The 21,419-nt window shown below is 71.5% G+C and carries 20 protein-coding genes and 1 pseudogene; 7 read left to right on the top strand and 14 right to left on the bottom strand.

What is annotated here, in order from left to right; genetic code table 11:
• Window positions 1-437, top strand: a 437-nt coding sequence (locus ACWKZU_RS19055; protein WP_449283918.1) for an aminotransferase class IV, incomplete at its 5' end; no start/stop codon positions are given.
• Here the strand turns inward: ACWKZU_RS19055 and cydC are convergent.
• From cydC to ACWKZU_RS19035, 4 genes are all read right to left on the bottom strand, one after another.
• Window positions 434-2,185, bottom strand: coding sequence for a thiol reductant ABC exporter subunit CydC (gene cydC / locus ACWKZU_RS19050; protein ID WP_449283917.1), 1,752 nt, complete (start codon window positions 2,183-2,185; stop codon window positions 434-436). The two genes, ACWKZU_RS19055 and cydC, sit on opposite strands and share 4 nt — an antisense overlap.
• Window positions 2,182-3,978, bottom strand: coding sequence for a thiol reductant ABC exporter subunit CydD (gene cydD, locus ACWKZU_RS19045; RefSeq protein ID WP_449283916.1), 1,797 nt, complete (start codon window positions 3,976-3,978; stop codon window positions 2,182-2,184). The genes cydC and cydD overlap by 4 nt, the downstream gene beginning before the upstream one ends.
• Before the next feature lie 88 nt (window positions 3,979-4,066).
• Window positions 4,067-5,125, bottom strand: coding sequence for a cytochrome d ubiquinol oxidase subunit II (cydB, locus tag ACWKZU_RS19040; protein ID WP_449283915.1), 1,059 nt, complete (start codon window positions 5,123-5,125; stop codon window positions 4,067-4,069).
• 12 nt (window positions 5,126-5,137) lie between these two features.
• A complete protein-coding gene (locus tag ACWKZU_RS19035; RefSeq protein ID WP_449283914.1) occupies window positions 5,138-6,577 on the bottom strand; it encodes a cytochrome ubiquinol oxidase subunit I in 1,440 nt (479 codons plus the stop codon).
• 254 nt (window positions 6,578-6,831) lie between these two features.
• Between ACWKZU_RS19035 and ACWKZU_RS19030 the strand changes: the two genes are divergently transcribed.
• Genes ACWKZU_RS19030 through ACWKZU_RS19020 form a run of 3 tightly spaced genes read left to right on the top strand, consistent with a single transcriptional unit; the run spans window position 6,832 to window position 9,676 of the window.
• Window positions 6,832-7,494 carry a DedA family protein gene (locus ACWKZU_RS19030; protein WP_449283913.1) on the top strand — a complete coding sequence of 221 codons (663 nt, stop codon included), beginning with the start codon at window positions 6,832-6,834 and terminating at the stop codon, window positions 7,492-7,494.
• Window positions 7,495-7,545: 51 nt separating this feature from the next.
• Entirely contained in the window at window positions 7,546-8,595 is a 1,050-nt protein-coding gene (locus ACWKZU_RS19025) for an App1 family protein (protein WP_449283912.1), read from the top strand.
• 13 nt (window positions 8,596-8,608) lie between these two features.
• A complete protein-coding gene (locus ACWKZU_RS19020) occupies window positions 8,609-9,676 on the top strand; it encodes an FUSC family protein (protein ID WP_449283911.1) in 1,068 nt (355 codons plus the stop codon).
• Window positions 9,677-9,733: 57 nt separating this feature from the next.
• Here the strand turns inward: ACWKZU_RS19020 and ACWKZU_RS19015 are convergent, their stop codons facing one another.
• The 3 genes from ACWKZU_RS19015 to ACWKZU_RS19005 all read right to left on the bottom strand — a co-directional run bounded on the left by ACWKZU_RS19015 (window position 9,734) and on the right by ACWKZU_RS19005 (window position 12,462).
• Window positions 9,734-10,291, bottom strand: coding sequence for a YceI family protein (locus ACWKZU_RS19015; protein WP_449283910.1), 558 nt, complete (start codon window positions 10,289-10,291; stop codon window positions 9,734-9,736).
• Window positions 10,292-10,399: 108 nt separating this feature from the next.
• A complete protein-coding gene (locus ACWKZU_RS19010; RefSeq protein ID WP_449283909.1) occupies window positions 10,400-11,125 on the bottom strand; it encodes a type 1 glutamine amidotransferase in 726 nt (241 codons plus the stop codon).
• Window positions 11,122-12,462 carry a MurT ligase domain-containing protein gene (locus tag ACWKZU_RS19005; protein WP_449283908.1) on the bottom strand — a complete coding sequence of 447 codons (1,341 nt, stop codon included), beginning with the start codon at window positions 12,460-12,462 and terminating at the stop codon, window positions 11,122-11,124. Before ACWKZU_RS19005 ends, ACWKZU_RS19010 begins: the two co-directional genes overlap by 4 nt.
• Window positions 12,463-12,543: 81 nt before the next feature.
• On the opposite strand from ACWKZU_RS19005, the gene ACWKZU_RS19000 reads away from it, so the two are divergent.
• Window positions 12,544-13,122 carry a hypothetical protein gene (locus tag ACWKZU_RS19000; protein ID WP_449283907.1) on the top strand — a complete coding sequence of 193 codons (579 nt, stop codon included), beginning with the start codon at window positions 12,544-12,546 and terminating at the stop codon, window positions 13,120-13,122.
• A 16-nt stretch (window positions 13,123-13,138) separates the two neighbouring features.
• Here the strand turns inward: ACWKZU_RS19000 and trmD are convergent, their stop codons facing one another.
• The 4 genes and pseudogenes from trmD to rpsP form a co-directional block, all read right to left on the bottom strand.
• Window positions 13,139-13,876, bottom strand: a complete 738-nt coding sequence (gene trmD, locus ACWKZU_RS18995; RefSeq protein ID WP_449283906.1) for a tRNA (guanosine(37)-N1)-methyltransferase TrmD — start codon at window positions 13,874-13,876, stop codon at window positions 13,139-13,141.
• Entirely contained in the window at window positions 13,873-14,454 is a 582-nt protein-coding gene (gene rimM, locus ACWKZU_RS18990; RefSeq protein ID WP_449283905.1) for a ribosome maturation factor RimM, read from the bottom strand. Before rimM ends, trmD begins: the two co-directional genes overlap by 4 nt.
• A 92-nt stretch (window positions 14,455-14,546) precedes the next feature.
• Window positions 14,547-14,789, bottom strand: a pseudogene (locus ACWKZU_RS18985) (RNA-binding protein); the annotation flags it as partial.
• A 5-nt stretch (window positions 14,790-14,794) separates the two neighbouring features.
• Window positions 14,795-15,211 carry a 30S ribosomal protein S16 gene (gene rpsP / locus ACWKZU_RS18980; RefSeq protein ID WP_449283904.1) on the bottom strand — a complete coding sequence of 139 codons (417 nt, stop codon included), beginning with the start codon at window positions 15,209-15,211 and terminating at the stop codon, window positions 14,795-14,797.
• A gap of 194 nt (window positions 15,212-15,405) precedes the next feature.
• Between rpsP and ACWKZU_RS18975 the strand changes: the two genes are divergently transcribed.
• Window positions 15,406-15,876, top strand: a complete 471-nt coding sequence (locus ACWKZU_RS18975) for a GNAT family N-acetyltransferase (RefSeq protein ID WP_449283903.1) — start codon at window positions 15,406-15,408, stop codon at window positions 15,874-15,876.
• A 64-nt stretch (window positions 15,877-15,940) separates the two neighbouring features.
• On the opposite strand, the gene ffh is transcribed toward ACWKZU_RS18975, so the two are convergent.
• The 3 genes from ffh to ftsY are packed head-to-tail and all read right to left on the bottom strand — an operon-like array spanning window position 15,941 to window position 19,831.
• Window positions 15,941-17,503, bottom strand: a complete 1,563-nt coding sequence (gene ffh / locus ACWKZU_RS18970; protein WP_449283902.1) for a signal recognition particle protein — start codon at window positions 17,501-17,503, stop codon at window positions 15,941-15,943.
• Window positions 17,504-17,544: 41 nt separating this feature from the next.
• Entirely contained in the window at window positions 17,545-18,951 is a 1,407-nt protein-coding gene (locus ACWKZU_RS18965; RefSeq protein WP_449283901.1) for an MFS transporter, read from the bottom strand.
• Window positions 18,952-18,955: 4 nt separating this feature from the next.
• Complete coding sequence (ftsY, locus tag ACWKZU_RS18960) at window positions 18,956-19,831, bottom strand: signal recognition particle-docking protein FtsY (RefSeq protein ID WP_449283900.1); 876 nt, start codon at window positions 19,829-19,831, stop codon at window positions 18,956-18,958.
• Window positions 19,832-20,089: 258 nt separating this feature from the next.
• Between ftsY and ACWKZU_RS18955 the strand changes: the two genes are divergently transcribed.
• Window positions 20,090-21,419, top strand: a 1,330-nt coding sequence (locus ACWKZU_RS18955) for a branched-chain amino acid ABC transporter permease (RefSeq protein ID WP_449283899.1), incomplete at its 3' end; no start/stop codon positions are given.

Raw genomic sequence — 21,419 nt, 5'->3', positions numbered from 1 at the left:
GCGTGCGCCTCGAGCACCCGCACCGCAAGGGCCCGAACATCGCCCGCCTCGCCGAGCTGAACCGCGGCCTCGGCGCCGAGGCGCTGCTGCTCGACGCCGACGGGCGCGCGCTCGAGGGCGCGACCACGAGCCTCATCTGGTGGCGCGACGACGCGGACCAGTCGGGGGGCGCCGTCGACGAGCCGAGCACCGGCGGCGGGCGAGTCGCCTCCGTCACCGAGGAGTTGCTGCACCGGACCGCCCGCGGGCGGCTCGCGGCGGGCCGCCCGACCCCCGCGGAACTCACCCGTTGCGAGGTCTGGGCCGTCAACGCGCTGCACGGGATCCGCGTGGTCACGAGCATCGACGGCGTCGCGCTGCCCGAGTCCCACGGGCCGCGCCTCGAGCGGTTCCGCGAGGCGCTCGACCGCACCTGGGCACCGCTGCCGACCGCCTAGAGCGCGAGGCGGGCGGCCGCGACTCCGGGCGGCAGCTCGGTGTGCGTGATGAGGATCACCGCCCGATCGGCGGGAACGGCTCCGAGGAGGTCGGTGAGCAGCCGATCGGCGAGCTCGCGGTCGACCCCCGCCGTGGGCTCGTCGAGCACCACCACGGGGAAGTCGGCGAGGATCGCGCGGGCCAGCGCGATGCGCTGCGCCTGACCTCCCGAGACGAGCGCGCCGTGCTCGCCGACGGGCGCGTCGAGACCGCCGCGATCCCGCGCCCAGGCGCCGAGCCCCACCCGGTCGAGCGCCGCCATCAGCTCGTCGTCGCTCGCGGTGTCGCGCGCGAACTTCAGGTTCTGCCGCAGATCCGCATCGAAGAGGTGCGGCGCCTGCTCGCAGAGCCCCACCGTACGGCGCACCGCGGGAGCCGGCAGCTCGTCCGCCTCGATGCCGCGCAGCCGGTAGGAGCCCTCGTAGGCGAGGAAGCGCACGAGCGCCAGCGCGAGGGTGCTCTTCCCCGCCCCGCTCTCACCGGTCACGACGAGCGTCTCCCCCGCCCGCAGCTCGAAGCTCACGCCCGAGACCGCGTCGGCGGATGCCCCGGGGTGGCGCACCGCGAGCGCGCGCACCTCGAGCAGCGGAGCGTCGGGGTCCGCGTCCGCGAGCCGTTCCAGGGCCGCCGTGATCCGATCGGGACCCGCCGCCGGGAGGCCCTCCGGCCCGGTCAACGGTCCGCCCGTGGGCTCGGTCGTCGGCTCGGTCATCAGCTCGCGCGGCAGTTCCGTCTCGGTGAGCGCTGCGACCCGGTCGGCGCTCGCCTCGACGGCGCGCCGGGCCGCGAGCGCCGCGGGCACCTGGGCGAAGACCTCGAACACGGCCGCCGGCACGACCACCACCGCGGCGAAGAGCGGCGCCGACAGGCCGGCGACGTCGGCGCCGAGCTCCGGCAGCACCAGCCAGAACGCGAGCAGCGAGGCGAGGCCGGCCCCGAGCGCCAGCAGGGCGCCGGTGAGCCCCGCCGAGCGGGTGCGCCGCAGCTGCACCTCGGAGAGCCTCGCCTCGGCCGCGGCGATACGCTCCCGCTGCCGCGGCAGCGCTCCGTAGGCCGCGAGCACCTCGGCCGCCGCGAAGCGCTCGAGCAGGGCGTCGACGAGCGAGGCCCGTGCCTCGCTGAGCTCGCGGTCGTGCCGGCCCGCCATGCGACGGGCGAGCAGGATCGCCGCGCCGCCGCTGAGCAGCAGCATGCACGCGAGCACCAGCCCGGCGAGGGGTGAGACGAGTGCCACCACGGCCGCGCTGAGACCGACGACCACCGCGCTCACGAGCAGCGGCTGGCGCACCCGCAGCGGCTCGTCCTGCAGCTGGTCGACGTCGTCGACGAACGCGGCGAGCACCTCGCCGCGCCGGTGCGACTCGATCGCGCCCGGCACCCGCGGCACGAGCGATTCGAAGGTCCGCGCGCGCAGCGACGCGAGCTGCGCCAGGGCGGCGTCGTGGCTGAACAGGCGCTCCGCGTACCGGAATGCGGCGCGGCCGATGGCGAGCGCGCGCACGCCCACGATCGCGAAGGTCAGGTGCAGGATCGGCGGCTGCTCCGCGGCCCGCACGATCAGCCACATGCTGAGGCCGAGCAGCCCGACGACGCAGACGTCGGAGAGCACGCCGAGCAGCAGGCCGGGCGCGCGGCGCCTCCGGGAGGGCATCGCCCGCGCGAGCACGGCGCGGCGCGGCGCCCGGATCGCCTCGGTCGTCCCGCTCATGCGCCGGCCTCCGTCCGCGTGCCCGCCCGCGACGCGCTCGCGCCCCCGGCCCCGCGTCCCGTCTCGATCCCGGTCGCGGATCCATCCTCGACGCGCACCACCCGATCGGCGGCGGCCAGCAGCGCCGGACGGTGGCTCACGACGAGCACCGCGCGGCCGGCGCGGGCCTCGGCGCGCAGCGCACGGCAGACCACGGCCTCGGTCGCGGCGTCGAGCGCCGAGCTGGGCTCGTCGAGCAGCAGCGCCGCGGCGTCCCGATCCCACGCGCGGTAGAGGGCTCTCGCGATCGCGACGCGCTGCGCCTGACCCCCCGAGATCCCCGCTCCCGATGCTCCGAGCAGCCGATCGGGGTCCGCGTCGGGCAGGCCCGCCGCCGCGAGGGCGCGGCGCACGCGCGCGGGATCGAGTCGGGCGGCGCCCAGCGTCACGTTCTGCGTGATCGTCCCCTGCAGCAGGCCGGGCCGCTGGCCGGACCACGCGGCCTCGCCGGCGAGCGAGACGCGCCCCTCGGCGGGATCGACGAATCCGAGCAGCGCCGCGAGCAGTGTCGACTTGCCGGCGCCCGACGGCCCCGCGAGCGCCACGAACTCGCCGGGGGCGACCGCGAACGTCACCGGTCCCACCACGTGCCGGCCGCCGCGCACGATGCCCACCCCGTCGAAGCGGATCGCGGTCTCCGCGCTCGTCTCACGCGAGATCCCGTTTCCGGTCGCTCCCGCCGGCGACGTCCGACGAGAATGGGGATCTCGAGCGGCTGCCGGTCGCGCGGACGGGCCGGCGCCGCCGTCGATGATCTCGAACACGCGGCTCGATGCCGCGAGCCCCTCGGTCGAGGCGTGGAACGCCGCTCCCACCTGCCGGACCGGGATGAACACCTCGGGCAGGAGCAGCAGCACGAAGAGGCCGAGGCCGAGCGGGAACTCGCCGTTCACGAGGCGGGTGCCCACCGTGACCGCCACGAGGGCGATGGAGAAGGTGCCCGCGAGGTCGAGCACGAAGCCGGAGAGGAACGTGACGCGCAGCACCTTCATGGTGCGGGAGCGGTACTCCTCGGTCTCCCGGGCGATGCGCTCCGACTGCCGCCGCTCGCGGCCGAAGATCTTGAGCGTCGCGAGCCCGGAGACCGCGTCGAGGAAGGACGCGGAGAGGTGCTGCAGCTGGGCCCACTGGCGGTCCTGCACCGCCTGCGTCGCGAGCCCGATCAGGATCATGAAGACCGGGATCACGGGGAAGACGACGAGCACCGTGACGCCGCTGACCGGATCGGCGAGCAGTACCGCGGCGACGAGCAGCGGCGTCGCGACGACGGTGAGGATCAGCTGCGGCAGATAACCCGAGAAGTACCCGTCGAGCGCGTCGAGGCCGCGGCCCAGCACCGTGGCGAGCTCGGCGTCGGACGGCCCTGCGCCGCCGGAGCCGTCGCCCCGCAGCGGCGAGCGCGCGTCCAGTGCGTCGAGCGCCGCCGCCCGCAGCTGCGCCTTCACCCGCACCGCGCCGCGCGCGGCCAGCGCGTCCATCGCCCAGGACGCCGCCGAGCGCACGCACAGGGCCGCCAGCGCGCCCGCGACGAGCACGGGCAGCCGCTCGGGCGCGAACGCGCCCTCCGCGATGCGCCCCGCGCCACCGCCGGCCCCGCCGAGCGCGGGCAGCACCGCCGTGGTCAGCGCCTGCGCGAGGCACCAGCTCCACGCGAGGATCGCGAGCGTGCGCAGCAGCCCCAGGAGGGCGCCGAGCAGCAGCACGCCGCGTGCGGCTCGCGCGTGGCGCAGCAGCCGCGGGTCGAGTGGCTTCATCAGGTCAATCCTAGGGGCGATCGCGGGAGGGCTTCATGCGGCGGGAGCGAACCCGGCCCCGGAGGGATCGGGGCCGGGTCCGCCGTGCTCAGTGCGCGCCCGCGGGGATCGCCTCGCGGCTGAGCCGCTTGCGGAACACCCAGTAGGTCCACCCCTGGTAGGCCAGCACCAGCGGCATGGTGAAGCCGGCCACCCAGGTCATGAGCTCGAGGGTCTTCTGCGAGCTCGCCGCCCCCGCGATCGACATCGAGTACGCCGGATCGATGCTCGAGTGCATGAGATTCGGGAACATCGCCATGAACACCGCGAGCAGCGCGAAGGCGATGGCCGTCGCGTTGCCGGTGAACGCCCACCCCTCGCGGCCGAGCAGGTTCGCGACCCACCCGCCGATCAGCGCGACCGCGGCGACCGCCGAGCAGAGCACGATCAGCCACAGGGTGTCGCTCTCCAGGTGCTGCACGATCGTCCAGATGAGGAAGCCGGCCCCGGCGACGACCGCGCCGACGCCGACGCGGGTGGCCAGCGCCCGCGCGCGATCCCGCATCTCGCCCATCGTCTTCAGCGACACGAACACGAGCCCGTGCGTGAAGGTGATCAGCAGCATGGTGAGCCCGCCGAGGAGCCCGTAGGGGTTGAGGAGCGTCAGCAGCGTGCCCTCGTAGATCCAGCCGCCGTTCTCCATCGGCACGATGGGCAGCCCCTGGGCGAGGTTCGCGAAGGCGACGCCCCACAGCAGCGGCGGCAGGACCGATCCCCAGAAGATGAACTGGTCGAACCAGCGCGTCCACTGCTCGCCCTTGCCCTGGTGGCGGTACTCGAAGGAGACGCCGCGCAGGATGAGGGCGACGAGGATCACCAGCAGCGCCAGGTAGAAGCCGGAGAACATCGTCGCGTACCACTCGGGGAACGCCGCGAAGAGCGCGGCGCCCGCCACGATGAGCCAGGTCTCGTTCAGATCCCAGACCGGTCCGATGGTGTTGATGATGACCCGGCGGTCGGTGTCGTCGCGGCCGAGGAACGGCAGCGACATGCCGACGCCGAAGTCGAAGCCGTCGAGCACGAAGTACCCGATGAGCAGCGCGCCGACGATGAAGAACCAGAGCGTCGGCAGCCCCGGCGCGGCTGAGAACAGTGTCGTGAGGTCCATGTTCCGCATCTCCTAGTAGACCGTCGCCAGTCGCTGGTGGTCGGGTTCGCCGCTGTCGTCCGGCTCGATCTCGGGCGGCCCTTCCTTCGCCGCCTTCGTGATCAGCTTGAACTCGAGCACCGCGAGCGCCCCGTAGACGAGGGTGAACACGAGCAGGGAGGTGAGCACGGCCCAGCCCGGAACCCCCGGGGAGACGCCCTGCTCGGTGGTCATCACCCCGAAGACGATCCAGGGCTGCCGGCCCATCTCGGTGAAGATCCAGCCCACCAGCGAGGCCAGCATCGGGAGCGGCGCCGTCCAGATGGCGACCTTCCACACCCAGGCCGGCAGCTCGGTGTTCTTGCGGGTGATCCAGAGCCCCACGGCGGAGACGAGCGCCGCGAGCGCGCCCAGGCCGATCATCCAGCGGAACGCCCAGTAGGTCACCCAGATGATGGGCGCGAACTGCCCGTCGCTCGGGCACGTGAGCAGCGAGTCGGCGCCGCAGTAGAGGGCCTCGTACTCGGCCTGCAGGTCGCGGATGCCCTCGACGCTGCCGTCGAAGGTGCCGTTCGAGAGGAACGAGAGCAGGTACGGGATGCGGATCGAGAAGATCTCGTGCGCCCCGTCGGGGGTGCCCAGGCTGAAGATCGAGAACGAGGCGTCGGCGCCGGAGGCGTTCTCGTACAGCGCCTCCGCCGCGGCCATCTTCATCGGCTGGGTCTGGGTCATCACCATGCCGAGGTGGTGGCCGGTGAACCCGACGCCCATGAAGGCGATGATGTTGGTCCAGGCGCCGAATCGCAGGGCGGTGCGCATCTCGTCGACGAACTGGCCCCGCTGCAGGTGCCAGGCCGCGACCGCGACGACCACGACACCCGCGAACATGGTCGCGGCGAAGACGGTGTGCGGGAACTGCGTCACCGCGACCGGGTTCATGAGCACGGCGCCGATGTCGTCGAGCTCGGCTCGCCCGCGCTCCTCGTTGATCTCGAACCCGACGGGGTTCTGCATGAAGGCGTTGGCCGCGAGGATGAAGTAGGCGGAGAGCACGGTGCCGACCCAGACCATCCAGATGGTGAGGAGGTGCACCTTCTTGGGCAGCTTGTCCCAGCCGAAGATCCACAGCCCGATGAAGGTGGCCTCGAAGAAGAAGGCGATGAGGCCCTCCATCGCGAGCGGAGCGCCGAAGATGTCGCCGACGAAGCGCGAGTAGTTCGACCAGTTCATGCCGAACTGGAACTCCTGCACGATGCCGGTGACCACGCCCATGGCGAAGTTGATGAGGAAGATCTTGCCGAAGAGGCGAGTGAGACGCAGGTACTTCACCTTGCCGGTGCGCACCCAGGCGGTCTGCAGGATCGCGACGAGCAGCGCCATCCCGATCGTCAGCGGCACGAAGATGAAGTGGTACAGCGTCGTCAATCCGAATTGCCACCTGGCCAGGATCAACGGGTCGAGGAATTCGTTCATGTATCGCTCCAGAACGAAGGGCCGCACCCCACCAAGGGTGCACTCCCTTAGTGAGATCCGCCACGAGATGTCATTCTCGCCGGAGCTGCCGGTCGACGACCGGCCGACCCCATTTTACCTTTTCTGTGAATCCGCTGCGAATGCGGCTTGACGTCGAACTACTTTTCACTCGGGCTCGAACTACATTTCATTCGACATCGAGCGACTCCACCGCTCCGGGCGTCTCCGCACGCCGCTCGGATACACTCGGTGCGGTGACGGAACTGCTCAGCGCGCTGATCGACGCGGTACGCGATCTCGATCCCGTGCTGCGCACGCTCGTCGCGGGTCTCGGCATGCTGCTCGAGACCTCGGTGTTCGTGGGCCTCGTCGTGCCGGGCGACACGATCGCCCTCGTCGCCTCCGTCGGTGTGACGGGTCCGGCGGAGTTCGTCTGGCTCGTCGTCGCCCTCGTGGTCGGCGCCGTCGCCGGCGAGAGCATCGGATTCGCGCTCGGCCGCTGGGCGGGCCCCCGGCTGCGCGCCAGTCGTGCGGGCCGGCGCCTGGGCGAGCGCAACTGGCGGGTCGCCGAGCACTACCTCGGCGAGCGCGGCGGGGTCGCCGTGTTCCTCTCGCGCTTCCTGCCAGTGCTGCACTCGCTGATCCCGCTCACCGCCGGCATGGCCGGCATGCGCTACCGCGTCTTCCTGGCCTGGACCGCCTCGGCGAGCGTCGTCTGGGCGCTGCTGGTGGTCTCGCTGGGCGCCGGCGCGGCCGCGGGGTTCGAGCGCCTGGCCGATCGGGTGAAGGGCGCGGGCTTCATCTTCGCGGGCGCGGTGCTGCTCGTGGTGCTCGCGCTGTGGGCCGCGAAGCGCGCCTTCCTCCGCCGGGAGCGCGCCCACATGCGTCTCGCGGGCGAGGACACCGGCGAGGAGTAGCCGCGGCCGGCGCGCGGCGTGCGGCGGACGCGCACGCCCTAGACTGGCGGGGTGACTTCGAACGCCGAGCCCGACTCCCGGCCCCGCCTCGCGGCCCGCCTCGAGGACTGGATGCACGTGCGCCGCGCCCGCCGAGCCATCTCCCGCGGCAAGAAGCCGTCGGTGATCCCGTACATCGGATACGGCAGCACGGACTGGGTGCGGGTGCTCGGGAGGGTGCTGTACCTGAAGCCGGAGAGCCGCGAGCACACGCGCTTCCGGCCCGATGTGGCCGAGGTCTCCCGGGTGCGCGGCTGGCGCACCTTCACCAGCCTCTCGGTGCCGCACCAGCCGGTGCGCGTGCTCATCGACGGCGAGCCGGTGACCGAGGTCGTCGCCGATCGGGGCGGTGTGATCGACTCGATCGTGCCGGTGTCGCTCTCCCCCGGCTGGCACACGCTCACGCTGCAGGCCGGCGACAGCGAGGCGGCCGACGCCCCGGTGAACGTGGTGGATCCCGGCGCCCGGCTCGGCGTCATCTCCGACATCGACGACACGATCCTCATCACCGCGCTGCCCCGGCCGTTCGTCGCCGCGTGGAACAGCTTCGTGCTCGACGAGCACGCGCGATCCGCCACCCCCGGCATGGCGGTGATGCTCGATCATCTCGTCGCGCGCCACCCGGGATCTCCGGTGGTCTACCTCTCGACGGGCGCGTGGAACGCGGCGCCGGCCCTGAGCCGATTCCTCGCCCGCAACCTCTACCCCATGGGCCCCCTGCTCCTCACCGACTGGGGCCCGACGCACGACCGCTGGTTCCGCAGCGGCAAGGAGCACAAGCGCCGGGAGCTCAAGCGGCTCGCGGCCGAGTTCCCCGAGGTGCGATGGGTGCTGATCGGCGACGACGGGCAGCACGACGAGGCGCTGTACCACGAGTTCGCCACCGCGCACCCCGAGAACGTCGCCGCGGTCCTGATCAGGCAGCTCTCGATCGGCGAGGCCGTGCTCGCCGGCGGTCGGTCGAAGGCCAACCTGCACCGCAGCACCAGCGGCGTGCCGTGGGTCTACGGCCCGGACGGCGCGACGCTGCGCGAGGAGCTGCGCAAGCTGGGGCTGCTGTGAGACCGGATCGACCGTGAGCCCCGGCCGCCTCACCAGATGGTGGCGCGCGCCGCGCCAGCTCACCAGCCGGGTCCGGGCGGAGCAGCGGACCCCGCTCATCCAGGTGGTGAAGACGCTCGCCTCGATGATCCTCGCGTGGTTCACGTGCCTGCTCGTCTTCCCCGAGCAGCTGCCGATCTTCGGCGCGATCGCGGCGCTCCTCGTGGTGCAGGACAACGTGGACCAGTCCCTCAGCAAGGGCCTCGAGCGTGTGGTCGGCGTGCTGCTCGGCGTGGCCGTCGCACTGCTCACGGGAGAGTTCCTGGGCCAGCACTCGTGGCTGTTCATCGCCGCGCTCGTGGCCGGGCTCGCCCTCGGCTGGCTGCTGCGCATGACCCCGAGCGCGGCGAACCAGATCGTGGTGAGCGCCCTGCTCATGATCGCGCTCGGCGGTCTGGATCTGCACTACGGCGTGGAACGGCTGGTCGAGACGCTCATCGGCGCCCTCATCGGCGTCGCGGTGAACGCCCTCGTCGTCGCGCCCGTGCGCACCCTGCCGGTGCACGAGGCGCTCGTGTCGCTCACGGAGGACGCCGCGGCCGCGCTCCGGCGCATCGCCGACGCGCTGGACGCGCCCCGCGACGACGACTGGCTCGAGGACATGCATCTCGAGGCGCGGGCCCTCCAGACCGAGCGCGCGCGAGTGCACGGCCTGCTGCGGCAGGCGCGGGAGAGCCTGCGGCTCAACCCCCGCAGCCCCCGCTACCGGACGGGCCTCGCGGATGACGACGCGCTGTTCCAGCGCCTGCAGCCGATCATCACGCAGATCGGCGGCATGTCGCGCGCCGTCTACGACCTCTACGAGCCCGACCTCGTCTCCGACGCCTCGGTGGTGGGCATGGTCGAGGAGATCCGCCGCGCCGCCCACGATCTCGAGCGGCTCGTGCGCGACGCCTCGCAGGAGCCGGACGTCGCCGAGCCGCCCGCGCTCACGGCGCCGTACACGATCCCGCAGCCCCACCCCGACCACTGGGTGCTCATCGGTTCGCTCATGGAGGATCTGCGCCGGGTGCGCGGGCGCATCACCGGGGAGCTGGAGTGACACGGAAGGGCGGAACCGGCCGAAGCCGATCCCGCCCTCTCCAGAGGTGCGCCGCCGTTACTGCTGCAGCGCCGCCTGGATGTCGAGCGTGATGGTGACGTCGGAGCCGAGCAGCATGCCGCCCTTCTCGAGCGGCGCGTTGAAGGTGAGGCCGAAGTCCTCGCGCTTCACGACCGTGGTGGCGGTGAAACCGGCCTTGTAGTTGCCGTAGGGGTCCTCGCCGAAGCCGCCGAACTCGAAGTCGAGGGTCACGGGCTTCGTCACCCCGCGCATGGTGAGCTCGCCGTCGACCTTGAAGTCGCCGCCCTCCTCGCGCGCACCGGTGGACACGAAGGTGAGCTGCGGGTGCTCCTCGACGGCGAAGAAATCGCCGGTGCGCAGGTGCCCGTCGCGGTTCTTCTCGTTGGTGTTCACCGATGCGACCTCGACGTTCGCCTCGACGGAGGAGTCGAGCGGGTTCTCGGCGGTGACGAAGGTCGCGTCGAACTGCTCGAACTTGCCCTTGACCTTGCTGATGGCGAGGTGGCGGATCGAGAAGCCGACCTCGGAGTGGGTGGGATCGATCTTCCAGGTGCCGACGCGGTAACCGGGGATCTGCTCTGCAGTGATGGACATTCGAGTGCCTTTCGTTCGACGAGTGGGTCTGATGAAGCACAACTGATACATGCACATGCATATTCCCGCGGGTGTGAAAAAATTTTCGCGGTGCGCCGCCGCGCGGGATCAGCGGGGCCGGCGCTTCGCGCTCGCCCGCGCCCGCTCCACCGTCGAATCCGTTCCCGCGATCGCCTCGAAGCTCCCGTACCGGCGGCGCGCCGCCTCGCCGATGAGGAAGTCGCTGAGGGCCGGGTTCTTCGGCAGCAGCGAGCCGTGCAGGTAGCTGCCGATCACGTTGGCGGTGCGCGCGCCCTCCACACCGTCATCGGGGTTGTTGCCGGCACCCTGGGTCACGCGTCCGAGCGGACGCGATCCCGCGCCCAGCGTCGTGTTGCCGCTGTGGTTCTCGTACCCGATGATCTCGCCGAACTCCTCCGACTCGAGCACGATGTTGCCGATCATGCGCTCGCTGCCGCCGCGGGTCTCGACGTCGAGCACGCCGATGCCGGCGAGCTCCTCGCCCGTGTGGGTGACGAAGCGGTGGCCGAACAGCTGGTAGAGCCCGCAGATCATGAGCATGGGCGTGCCGTCGGCCGCGAGGGCCCGGATCCCGTCGGCCCGCGCCGCGAGGTCCGTCGCCACCCGGCCCTGGCCCGAGTCCTGCCCGCCGCCGCCGATCACGATGTCCACGGACTCCGGCAGCGGGTCTCCCGGATTGACCTCGACCACGCGCGGCGCGTAGCCGTGCGCTCGCGCCCGTCGCACGAGGGAGAGCACGTTGCCGCGATCCCCGTAGATGTTCATGTCGCGAGGGTACAGCGACACGATCGTCAGCTCCCGTGACCCGTTCACCAGATGTCCTCCACGTCGGTCAGCTCGGCGAGCGCCCTGCGCAGCTCGAGCATGGCGGTGTAGGTGCAGTAGATGCGCCGCGCGCTCCCCTCGCCGCCGGCGGGCATGGTGCGCGCCCGGAACTCGCGCAGCGCGCGCCCCAGATCCTCCTCGACGTGGCCCACGGGCACGTCGTCGTGCTCCAGCCGCAGGGCCATGTCCCACGCGCGGGTGCCGCTGACCGTGTCGACGCCGGCCTCGGCGAGCGAGGTGAAGTCGACGTCCCACAGCCAGGACATGTCGCGGCCGTCGGCGTACTGGTCGTTGATGGCGATCATCACCGACACGCCGCTCGGGTCGAAGGAGGCGAGTCCGAGCCGGAAGCCCGCGGGGTTCTTCACGAGCACGAGCTCGAGCGGCTGTCCGTCGAGCACGAGCCGCTCGCCGCGGCCGAACGCCGGGCGCACCTCGGCGAGGGCGGCGAGGATCGCCTCGGTCGTCGGATGCGGCGCGGATCCCGTGGCGAGTCCCGCGAGCGGGCCCGCCTCGAGGATCATGCGCACCGTGACGAGCGCCGACGCCGCGTTGAACGTGTTGTAGAGGCCCTCGAGCTTGAGCGTGGTGCGGTGCTCGGCGCCGTCGATGCGGAACACCGCCTCGTGATCGCCGAGCTCGACGAGCGTGACGTCCGCGTCCTCGCGCTCACCGGCCGCTGCGAGGCCGGGGGCCGCGTGGAAGTCGTCGTCGCTGGGAAAGGTCGACAGCAGCGCGTCGGAGAGCCCGAAGCCGCGCACCTCCGGCCCGCCCGCGCGCTCGCGCGTGCGCTCCCCGATCGCCGCGACCAGCCGGTCCTCGCGATTCGCCACGAGCCCCTCCGTCGTGGCGTCGGCGATGCGCTGCAGCAGCTTCGCCGTCGTGTCGATCTCGCCGAAGCGGTCGAGCTGGTCCCGCAGCACGTTGAGGAGCAGCGTGAAGCGCGGCGGCACCCGGTCGATGAAGTACATCGCGTGCGCCTCGTCGAGCTCGAGCACCGCGATGTCGGCGTCGAGCCTGCCGCCGATCGAGCACTCCTGGATCGCCGCGGCGACGACGCCGCGCGAGAAGTTGGAACCGGTGCGATTGGTGAACACCCGGAGGCCCTGGGCCTCCAGCACCTCCACGATCATCTTCGTGGTGGTGGTCTTGCCGTTGGTGCCGCTCACCGCGACCACGCCGTACGGCAGGCGGCCGAGCACCCGGGAGAGGAACCCCGGATCCAGCTTCTCCACGACCAGGCCGGGGAGCGCGGACCCGCCGCCCCGCAGCCGCGCGACCTGTCGCACCGTCTTGCCGATGGCGGCCGAGAGGAAATCACGCATGCGTCAAGCCTAGCGGCGGTGCCCTCGACCCGAGATGATTGGGGGCATTCGGCACACGAACACCGGCGGAAGGATCCCGATATGAGCGCACGCGCCGGAGGGCGTCCTCCGGGTCTCGCCAGGCGTGTCGCGGCGGCCGTTGCAGCGCGGGCGCTGCTGCTGGCAGCCCTCACGGCGTGCGCCTCACCGGACCACGCCCGAGGCCCGGGCGCCGACACCGGCACCGGTGCCGAGACGAGCGCAGACGTCGCAGCGCGGTTCGACGAGCGGGCGGCGACCGGGCTGCGAGAGGACCGGAGCGGGGCGCTCGCCGAGGACGGCGGCAACCCGCTCTCCGGGGCCTCCGCATTCGGGCGGATCCATCGGATCCACCACTGGGCCCCCGAGTACGTCGCCGGAGCGTCGAGCACCCCGGTCGCGGCGCCCCTCGACGAGTGGATCGCGCCGATCCTCGACGACGACGGCACCGCTCTGGGCACCTACCGCGTCTGGCGACCGTCGTCGGACGATCCCGCGGAGGAGGCCGGCTTCAACGCGGACGCCGCACTCGCGGCGGCCATCGCGACGATGGACCCCGCTGCCGCGCTGATCGAGGATCCGTCGTCGGGGATGTGGTTCGCGCTGCAGGACGGCCGTGCCGCTGCGCTCGAGCACCGCTAGGGCTCCGGCCCGCGACCTACTCCGCCGCGTGCCGACCGCGGGACTCGCCGCTCAGCTGCCGCGGCAGCAGCTCGGGACGCACCCGGCGGGTGCGCTCGATGCGCTGCTCGCGCCGCCACGCGTCGACGGCGGCGTGGTTGCCGCTCAGCAGCACGGGCGGCACCTCGCGCCCGCGCCACGCGGCCGGCTTGGTGTAGCTCGGGTACTCGAGCAGGCCGTCCTCCTCGTGGGATTCCTCGACGAGGCTCTCGGGGTTGCCCACGACACCGGGCAGCAGGCGGCCGATCGCCTCGATCATCGCGATCGTCGCGACCTCTCCCCCGTTGAGCACGTAATCGCCGATGCTCACGAGGCGCACGCGGCCGCGCTCCGAGTACTCGTCGAACACCCGCTGGTCGATGCCCTCGTAGCGGCCGCACCCGAAGATCAGGTGCCGCTCGTGCGCGAGCTCGCGGGCCATGCGCTGGTCGAAGACCTCGCCGGCCGGCGAGGGGAAGATGATGAGGGGCTCGGGATCCGCGTCATCCGATCCGAGGATCCCGTCGAGCATCTCGCCCCACGGCTCCGGCTTCATCACCATGCCGGCCCCGCCGCCCGCGGGCGTGTCATCGACGGTGCGGTGCCGGTCGTGCGCGGCGTCGCGCAGATCGTGCACCCGCACGTCGATGAGCCCCTTCTGCTTGGCCTTGCCGAGCAGCGACAGCCCGAGCGCGTCGAAGTAGCCGGGGAAGATCGAGACGATGTCGATCCTCACTCGCCCTCAGCCTCCTCGAAGAGCCCCGCGGGCGGGGTCACCCGCACCACGCCGGCCTCGAGATCGACGCTCGGCACGATGGCCTCGACGAACGGCACGAGCACGGTGCCGCGATCCGTGGTCACCGCGAGCAGGTCCTGCGCCGGGAAGTGCTGCACCTCGGCGACCGTGCCCAGCACCACGTCGTCGCGCACCACCGACATCCCCACGAGCTGGTGGTCGTACCAGGCGTTCTCCTCCTCGCCGGCGGCGACGGTCTGCTCGTCGATCCAGAGGATCGCGCGCACGATGCCCTCGGCGGCGGTGCGGTCGGGGAGCTCCTCGAAGAACCCGACCGGGGAGTCGTTGAACCAGCGCAGCTCGCGCATGGTGATGGTGCGCCCGAACCACGGCGAGTCCTCGGGCACCTGCAGGTGGAACACCGCTCCGGGCACGAAGCGGAGCTCGGGATTGTCGGTGAAGAGCTCGAGCTTGATGCCGCCCTTCAGTCCGTGCGGCTTCGTCAGGCGCCCCACGCGCAAACTCCCCGCCCCGCTAGCGGGACGGGGAGCTCGCGCACGCTCTCGCGCATCGGCCATCAGGCGTCGTCCTCCGGCTCGCGGGGACCGGCGCCGTCGGCCGCGGCCTCATCGGCATCGATCTCGCCGTCGGCCTCGCGGTCGTCGACGAGATCGGTGTCGACCACGTCGACGCGCACGCGCCCGTTCTCCGCCAGCGCCGAGACGACGGTGCGCAGCGAGGAGGCCGTACGACCCCCGCGCCCGATCACGCGGCCGAGGTCGCTCGGGTGCACCCGCACCTCGAGCACCTCGCCGCGGGCGGTGTCCCGCGAGTCGACGCGCACGCGCTCCGGGTGATCCACGATCCCCCGCACGAGATGGTCGAGCGCCTCGGCCAGCGCCTGCTCAGCCAAGAGGATTAGTCCTCGCTGGTCTCGGCGGCGGCCTCGTCGGCCGGCGCCTCGGCCGGAGCCGCGGCGGGCTTCTCGGCCTTGGGACGCAGCACCGTCTTCTTCGAGGCGTCGACCTCGAAGGCGGCCTTGGGCTCGACCGGCAGCACCCGCGACTCGGTGCTGCCCTCGCCCGTGAACTTGCCCCAGTCGCCGGTCAGCTTGAGGATCGCGGCCACCTGCTCGGTCGGCTGCGCGCCGACGCTCAGCCAGTACTGCGCGCGATCCGAGTCGACCTCGATGAACGAGGGGTTCTCGGTCGGGTGGTACTTGCCGATCTCCTCGATCACGCGGCCGTCGCGCTTGGTGCGCGAGTCGGCCACGACGATGCGGTAGTAGGGCGCGCGGATCTTGCCGAGGCGCTTCAGACGGATCTTGACAGCCATGAATGACTCCTTGAGTTGGTCGATTCGAGAATCGAGTGGTGTGACACCGCACCGCCGATCGCAGCCGGGACGGAAGCCTGGGCGCGCGAGTGCGCGAACTCATCAATCCTGCCACAGCGGAGCAAGAAAATCAATTTTTGTCAGGATCAGGGGTTTTTATGGCGATTTGTTCGGATCGGGCGCAGACTGGGGAGATGAGCAGCATCGCCGCCGTCCTCGCAGGCCCCGACGACGCGGAGACTCTCGCGCGTCTCCAGGCCGATTTCAACGCCGAGTTCGAGTCGCCGTGCCCCGCCCACGCGGACCTGGCGCGCCGCTTCCGCGCGATCCTCGCCTCCCCCGTCGGCTACGCGGTGTTCGCCGGGCCGCCCGGCGCGCCCGACGGCTTCGCCCTGATCACCCTGCGCCCGACCATCTACTCCGACGGGCCGCTCGCGGTGCTCGACGAGCTGTACGTGCGCCCGCCTCGCCGCGCCGACGGGATCGGCACGGCCATCCTCGAGCGCGCCGTCGCCGAGCTGTGCGCACGGGGCGGCGAGGAGATGCACATCAACGTCGACGAGGTCGACGTCGACACGCGCCGCTTCTACGAGCGCCACGGCTTCGCGAACACCGAGCCCGGCGTCGACGGCCGCATGCTGCTCTACGTGCGGGAGTTCGCGTAGCGTCGGGATCCCGCCGCAGGTGCCCGGGCCGCGGGCCGCAACGGCTGTCGCGGGCCGGGCTCCGCTACCGCAGGCCCTTCCCGAGCATCTGCTGCAGCTTGGCGAGGTCCTCCTCGCTCGGCTGCGCGGCGCCTCCGGCACCCAGCCCGAAGCCCGATCCGCTCGCCGGGGCGGGCTTCGCCGCGATCCCCGCCGCCTCCTGCGCGCGCTTGGCCGGATTGCCCGAGCGCTTCGCCCCCTTGCCCTTGCCCTGCGGCTTCTTCTTGCCGCCGTGGCCGCCCATGCCCGGCACCGGCCCCATGCCGGGGATCTGGGGCACGCCGCCGCGCGCGACGGTCTTCATCATCTTCGCCGCCTGCTCGAAGCGCTGCACGAGCTGGTTGACGTCGGTCACGGTCATGCCGGAGCCCTTCGCGATGCGCAGGCGGCGAGAGCCGTTGAGGATCTTCGGGTTCGCCCGCTCCTCGCGCGTCATCGACTGGATGATCGCCTCCGTGCGCACGATCTCGCGCTCGTCGAAGCTCTCGAGCTGATCCTTCATCTTGCCCATGCCGGGCAGCATCCCCATCATCTTCTTGATGGAGCCGGCCTTGCGCAGCTGCTGCATCTGGCCGAGGAAGTCGTCGAGCGTGAATGCGTCCGACGCGATCTTCTCGGCGACCTTGCGCGCCTCGTCCTCGTCGAATGCCTGCTGCGCCTGCTCGATGAGGGTGAGGATGTCGCCGAGGTCGAGGATCCGGCTCGCCATGCGATCCGGGTGGAACGGTTCGAAGTCGCCGAGGCCCTCGCCGGTGGAGGCGAAGAGGATCGGCCGGCCCGTGACGCTCCGGATCGAGAGCGCCGCGCCGCCGCGGGCGTCGCCGTCGAGCTTGGTGAGCACGACGCCGGTGAAGTCGACGCCCTCCTGGAAGGCCTGCGCCGTCGCCACCGCGTCCTGGCCGATCATGGAGTCGATGACGAAGAGCACCTCGTCGGGGTCGGTGGCCCTGCGGATGTCGGAGGCCTGCTGCATAAGCTCGGCGTCGACACCCAGACGGCCGGCGGTGTCGATGATCACGAAGTCGTGCTGCGCGCGGCGGGCCTCGGCCACGCCGTCCTTCGCCACCCGCACAGGATCGCCGACGCCGTTCCCGGGCTCCGGCGCATAGATGGCCACGCCAGCCTGCTCGGCGACGACGCCGAGCTGGGTGACGGCGTTGGGGCGCTGCAGGTCGCAGGCCACGAGGAGAGGGGTGTGCCCCTGATCCTTCAGCCACTTCGCGAGCTTGCCGGCGAGCGTGGTCTTGCCGGCGCCCTGCAGGCCCGCGAGCATGATGACCGTCGGCGGGTTCTTCGCGAACTGCAGGCGGCGCTGCTCGCCGCCGAGAATGCCCACGAGCTCCTCGTTGACGATCTGCACGACCTGCTGGGCCGGGTTGAGCGCCTGGTTCACCTCGTCGCCCAGCGCGCGCTCGCGCACCGTGGCGGTGAAGGCCTTGACCACGTCGAGCGCCACGTCGGCCTCGAGCAGGGCGCGCCGGATCTCGCGCACCGTGCTGTCGACGTCGGAGGCCGACAGCTTGCCCTTCGCGCGCAAGTTCTTGAAGGTCTCGGTCAGCCGAGCGGAGAGGTTCCCGAAAGTAGCCATAGCGGCACCATTCTAGTCGGTGCGCGCGGCGCGCGCCGCGGTCAGCCTCCCGCACCGCTCCGACGGGGCATGGCGGCCGCTCCCGCGAGCATGAGCGCCGAGGTGATCGCGATGCCGACGAACACCCACCAGGTGGCCGCGATCACGGTGGGTGCGTGGTGCTCGCCGCCACCGGCCGCGATGACCCCGTTCGACACCGCCCCGTAGACGGCCACCCCGATCGCGCCGCCGGCCGTGCGGGCGAACACGTTGAGCCCGGTGACCGCCCCGCGCTGGTTCCACTCCACCGAGGCCTGTGCGGCGATGAGCGTCGGCGTCGCGGTCCAGCCCAGGCCGAAGCCGATCGCGAACGCGCAGGCGGCGATCGTCACGGGATCCGGTCGCGGCGCCACGGCCACGAGCGCGATCGTGCCGGCCGTGGCGATGGCGCTGCCGATGAGCGCGGTGCGGCGGAAGCCCCAGCGCAGGTAGATGCGGCCGGAGGTCGTCGCGGCGACCGGCCAGCCGAGCATGCACGCCGCGACCGCGAACCCGGCGATCAGCGGCGGCGATCCCGCGGTGCGCTCGAGATAGCTCGGCGCGAAGGCCGTGAATCCGGTGAGCAGCGCCCCCACGCAGGCCGAGATGCAGGTGGGGGCCCACACGACGGGCGATCTCAGCAGGGAGAGATCGAGGATCGGCTCGGACGCCCGCCTGGCGATCAGCGCGAAGCCGGCGAGCGCCGCGATCCCGAGCGACACGAGGCCGAGACCGGTCGGCGACAGCCAGGCCCAGGAGTGACCGCCCTCGATGATGGCGAGGATCGTCGCCGTGAGCCCGATGGTGAGCACCGTGGCGCCCGCGAAGTCGATGCGCCGCTCCCGCTGCACGGAGTTCTCGCGGTAGTTGCGCAGCAGCAGCGCGCCGGCCAGGAGGCAGAGCGGGATGTTGATGAGGAAGATCCACCGCCAGGAGACGAACTGCGAGAACACGCCGCCGAGCGCCGGCCCCAGCACGGATGCCGTGGCCCACACGCCGGCCATGTAGCCCTGCACCTTGGCGCGCTCCTCGACCGTGTAGATGTCCCCCGCGACGGTCTGCGCCATCGGCGCGATGGCGCCCGCCCCGAGCCCCTGCAGGCCGCGGAAGACGATGAGGGCCGGCATGCTCCACGCGAGGCCGCAGGCGATGGATCCCAGCAGGAAGAGGACGATCCCGATGAGCATGATCGGCTTGCGCCCGATCGTGTCGGAGAGCTTGGCGTAGATCGGCACCGAGACGGCCTGCGCGAGCATGTAGCTCGAGAACAGCCACGGGAACTGCGCGAAGCCGCCGAGGTCGGCCACGACGCTCTGCACCGCCGTCGCCAGGATCGTGGCGTCGACGGCGATGAGCGCCGTCGCCAGCATGAGCGCCAGCAGGACCGGTCCGCGCTCCGAGCGCAGGCCGACCTGGGCACGCGAGACCACGCGCTCAGCCGACCAGCTGCTGGGCGAAGACGTGAGGGGTGAACCCCGTGAGGTCGCCGATACCCTCGCCCTGCCCCACGAGCTTGATCGGCAGCCCCGTCTTCTGCTGCACGGAGAGCACGAAGCCGCCCTTCGCCGAGCCGTCGAGCTTCGTCAGCACGAGGCCCGTCACTCCGGCGTGCTCGATGAAGGCCTCCGCCTGCGCGAGCCCGTTCTGCCCCGTGGTCGCGTCGAGCACCAGCAGCACCTCGGCGACGGGGGCCTGCTTCTCGATGACGCGACGCACCTTGCCGAGCTCGTCCATGAGCCCGCCCTTGGTCTGCAGCCGGCCAGCCGTGTCGATGATCGCGATGTCGTACGCCTCGTTCTTCGCGCGCTCGACCGTCTGGAAGGCGACCGAGGCGGGATCCTGCCCCTGCTGCTGCGGCTTCACGATGTCGACGCCCGCGCGCTCGGCCCAGGTGCCCAGCTGCTCGACGGCCGCCGCGCGGAAGGTGTCGGCGGCCCCCACCAGGATCCGCTTGTCGAAGGCCTTGAGGTAGTTCGCGAACTTGCCGATCGTGGTGGTCTTGCCGACGCCGTTGACGCCGACCACCAGGATCACGGCCGGACGCTCCGAGAGGCGGAGCGTCGGATCGTAGGCCGCCAGGCGCTCCTCGATGGCGTCGCGCAGCATGCTGCGCATCTGCTTCACCTCGGTCACCCGGTGCCGCTCCACGTCGGCGCGCAGCTGCCCCAGGATCGACTCGGTGACCTCCGGGCCGAAGTCGGCGGTGATGAGCGCCGTCTCCAGATCGTCCCACGTGTCCTCGGTGATGAGCTCGGGGCCGCTGAAGATGCCGCGGAACGCTTTCGAGAAGGACCAGGATCGCTCAGCCATGCTCTCGATCCTACTGCGCGCGGGCGATCGCCCCGCTCGGCCTCCGGCACCCGGTCGCGAGGCGATCCGGAAAAGTTCTCGACCTCCTCCAACGGGCGGGTCCCGTACGCGGAACTTCATGTCTCGTATCGACAACGATGCCGCCACGCCCCGGACCCGAGTCGTGCGATGCTGCGGGTGTCGGTATATATTTGGGCGACACTATTGCCGGGCGGTCATCGCGCCGCCCCCATCAATTCATTGACCAATGGAGGTCCAGTGAATCCGAAGCCCCAACGAAGACGAACCGCCGCGAAGGGACTGCTCCTCCTCCTGATCACCGGTCTCCTGACGGTGCTCGGGATCGGCGGGCTCGCCGCTCCGGCGTTCGCGGCCGACTGCGCACCGGATGCATCCACCGGCTGCGTGCAGGGTGTGATCAAGCTGAGCAGCGGCGATCCCGCGCCCGGAATCTCGGTCTCGCTCAGCGGCGGCGCCGAGGCGCAGCAGACGGAGACCGACGAGAACGGCCGCTGGGCCTTCGGCGTCACCGAGGCCGGCACCTACACGGTGACGGTCGACGAGGCTTCGCTCCCCGAGGGCGAGTTCTTCCGGAGCGCCGGCACCCGCGACGTGCAGGTGCAGCTCAACAATCAGGCGAGCGCGCTGTTCCCCCTGACCGACGATCCCGACGCCGTGCAGCCGGCGCCCGGCGGCGACGGAGAGGACGGCGAGGAGGCGAAGCCCTCCCAGTCGTCGGCGAGCTCGTTCTCGTGGCCGCGGTTCTGGCAGCAGTTCGTGTCGGGCATACGCATGGGCCTGCTCATCTCCCTCGCCTCGCTCGGGCTGTCGCTCGTCTTCGGCACCACCGGCCTCAGCAACTTCGCGCAGGGCGAGATGGTGACGATGGGCGGCCTGCTCGCCGCGCTGTTCGTGGGATTCACCGGCAACCTCTGGCTCGCCGGGCTCCTCGCGGTGATCGCGTCGGCGGGATTCGGCTGGGCCCAGGACAAGGTGCTCTGGAAACCGCTGCGCAGACGACGGCTGAGTCTCATGCAGCTCATGATCGTCTCGATCGGCCTCTCCATCACCCTGCAGTACACGTTCCAGTTCTTCTTCGGTTCCGGGGTGGTGCGCATCGACCGCAGCACCGCCGAGACGATCACGATCGCGGGGGTGACCCTCACCGTGCAGTCGTACATCGCGATGGGCGTCTCGCTGCTCGCGATCATCGCGGTCGGGCTCGGCCTGATGTACACGCGCTTCGGGCGGGCCACCCGGGCGATCTCGGACAACCCCGCGCTCGCACGGGCCTCGGGCATCGACGTCGACCGGGTGATCAACATCGTGTGGATCGTCAGCGGCGGCCTCGCGGGCCTCGCGGGCGTCTTCTTCGGCCTCGTCTTCAACGGCCTGAACTGGTTCACCGGCGGCACCATGCTGCTGATGTTCTTCGCCGCCGTGACGCTCGGCGGACTCGGCACGGCGTTCGGCGCGTTCGTCGGCTCGATGATCATCGGCATGATGGTCGAGCTCACCAACATCTGGCTGCCGGGTGACCTGAAGTACGCGACCGCGCTGCTTCTCCTCATCCTCATCCTGCTGGTTC

This window comes from Leucobacter sp. (genome assembly GCF_053528595.1).
This window is presented reverse-complemented; position numbering and strand designations above follow the sequence as displayed.

What these genes read in the sequence shown, in the direction of transcription:
- cydC (WP_449283917.1), bottom strand. Translation starts at nt 2,185, where the DNA reads ATGAGCGGGACGACCGAGGCGATCCGGGCGCCGCGCCGCGCCGTGCTC.
- cydD (WP_449283916.1), bottom strand. Translation starts at nt 3,978, where the DNA reads ATGAAGCCACTCGACCCGCGGCTGCTGCGCCACGCGCGAGCCGCACGC.
- cydB (WP_449283915.1), bottom strand. Translation starts at nt 5,125, where the DNA reads ATGGACCTCACGACACTGTTCTCAGCCGCGCCGGGGCTGCCGACGCTC.
- ACWKZU_RS19035 (WP_449283914.1), bottom strand. Translation starts at nt 6,577, where the DNA reads ATGAACGAATTCCTCGACCCGTTGATCCTGGCCAGGTGGCAATTCGGA.
- ACWKZU_RS19015 (WP_449283910.1), bottom strand. Translation starts at nt 10,291, where the DNA reads ATGTCCATCACTGCAGAGCAGATCCCCGGTTACCGCGTCGGCACCTGG.
- ACWKZU_RS19005 (WP_449283908.1), bottom strand. Translation starts at nt 12,462, where the DNA reads ATGCGTGATTTCCTCTCGGCCGCCATCGGCAAGACGGTGCGACAGGTC.
- ACWKZU_RS19000 (WP_449283907.1), top strand. Translation starts at nt 12,544, where the DNA reads ATGAGCGCACGCGCCGGAGGGCGTCCTCCGGGTCTCGCCAGGCGTGTC.
- rimM (WP_449283905.1), bottom strand. Translation starts at nt 14,454, where the DNA reads ATGGCCGATGCGCGAGAGCGTGCGCGAGCTCCCCGTCCCGCTAGCGGG.
- rpsP (WP_449283904.1), bottom strand. Translation starts at nt 15,211, where the DNA reads ATGGCTGTCAAGATCCGTCTGAAGCGCCTCGGCAAGATCCGCGCGCCC.
- ACWKZU_RS18975 (WP_449283903.1), top strand. Translation starts at nt 15,406, where the DNA reads ATGAGCAGCATCGCCGCCGTCCTCGCAGGCCCCGACGACGCGGAGACT.
- ffh (WP_449283902.1), bottom strand. Translation starts at nt 17,503, where the DNA reads ATGGCTACTTTCGGGAACCTCTCCGCTCGGCTGACCGAGACCTTCAAG.
- ftsY (WP_449283900.1), bottom strand. Translation starts at nt 19,831, where the DNA reads ATGGCTGAGCGATCCTGGTCCTTCTCGAAAGCGTTCCGCGGCATCTTC.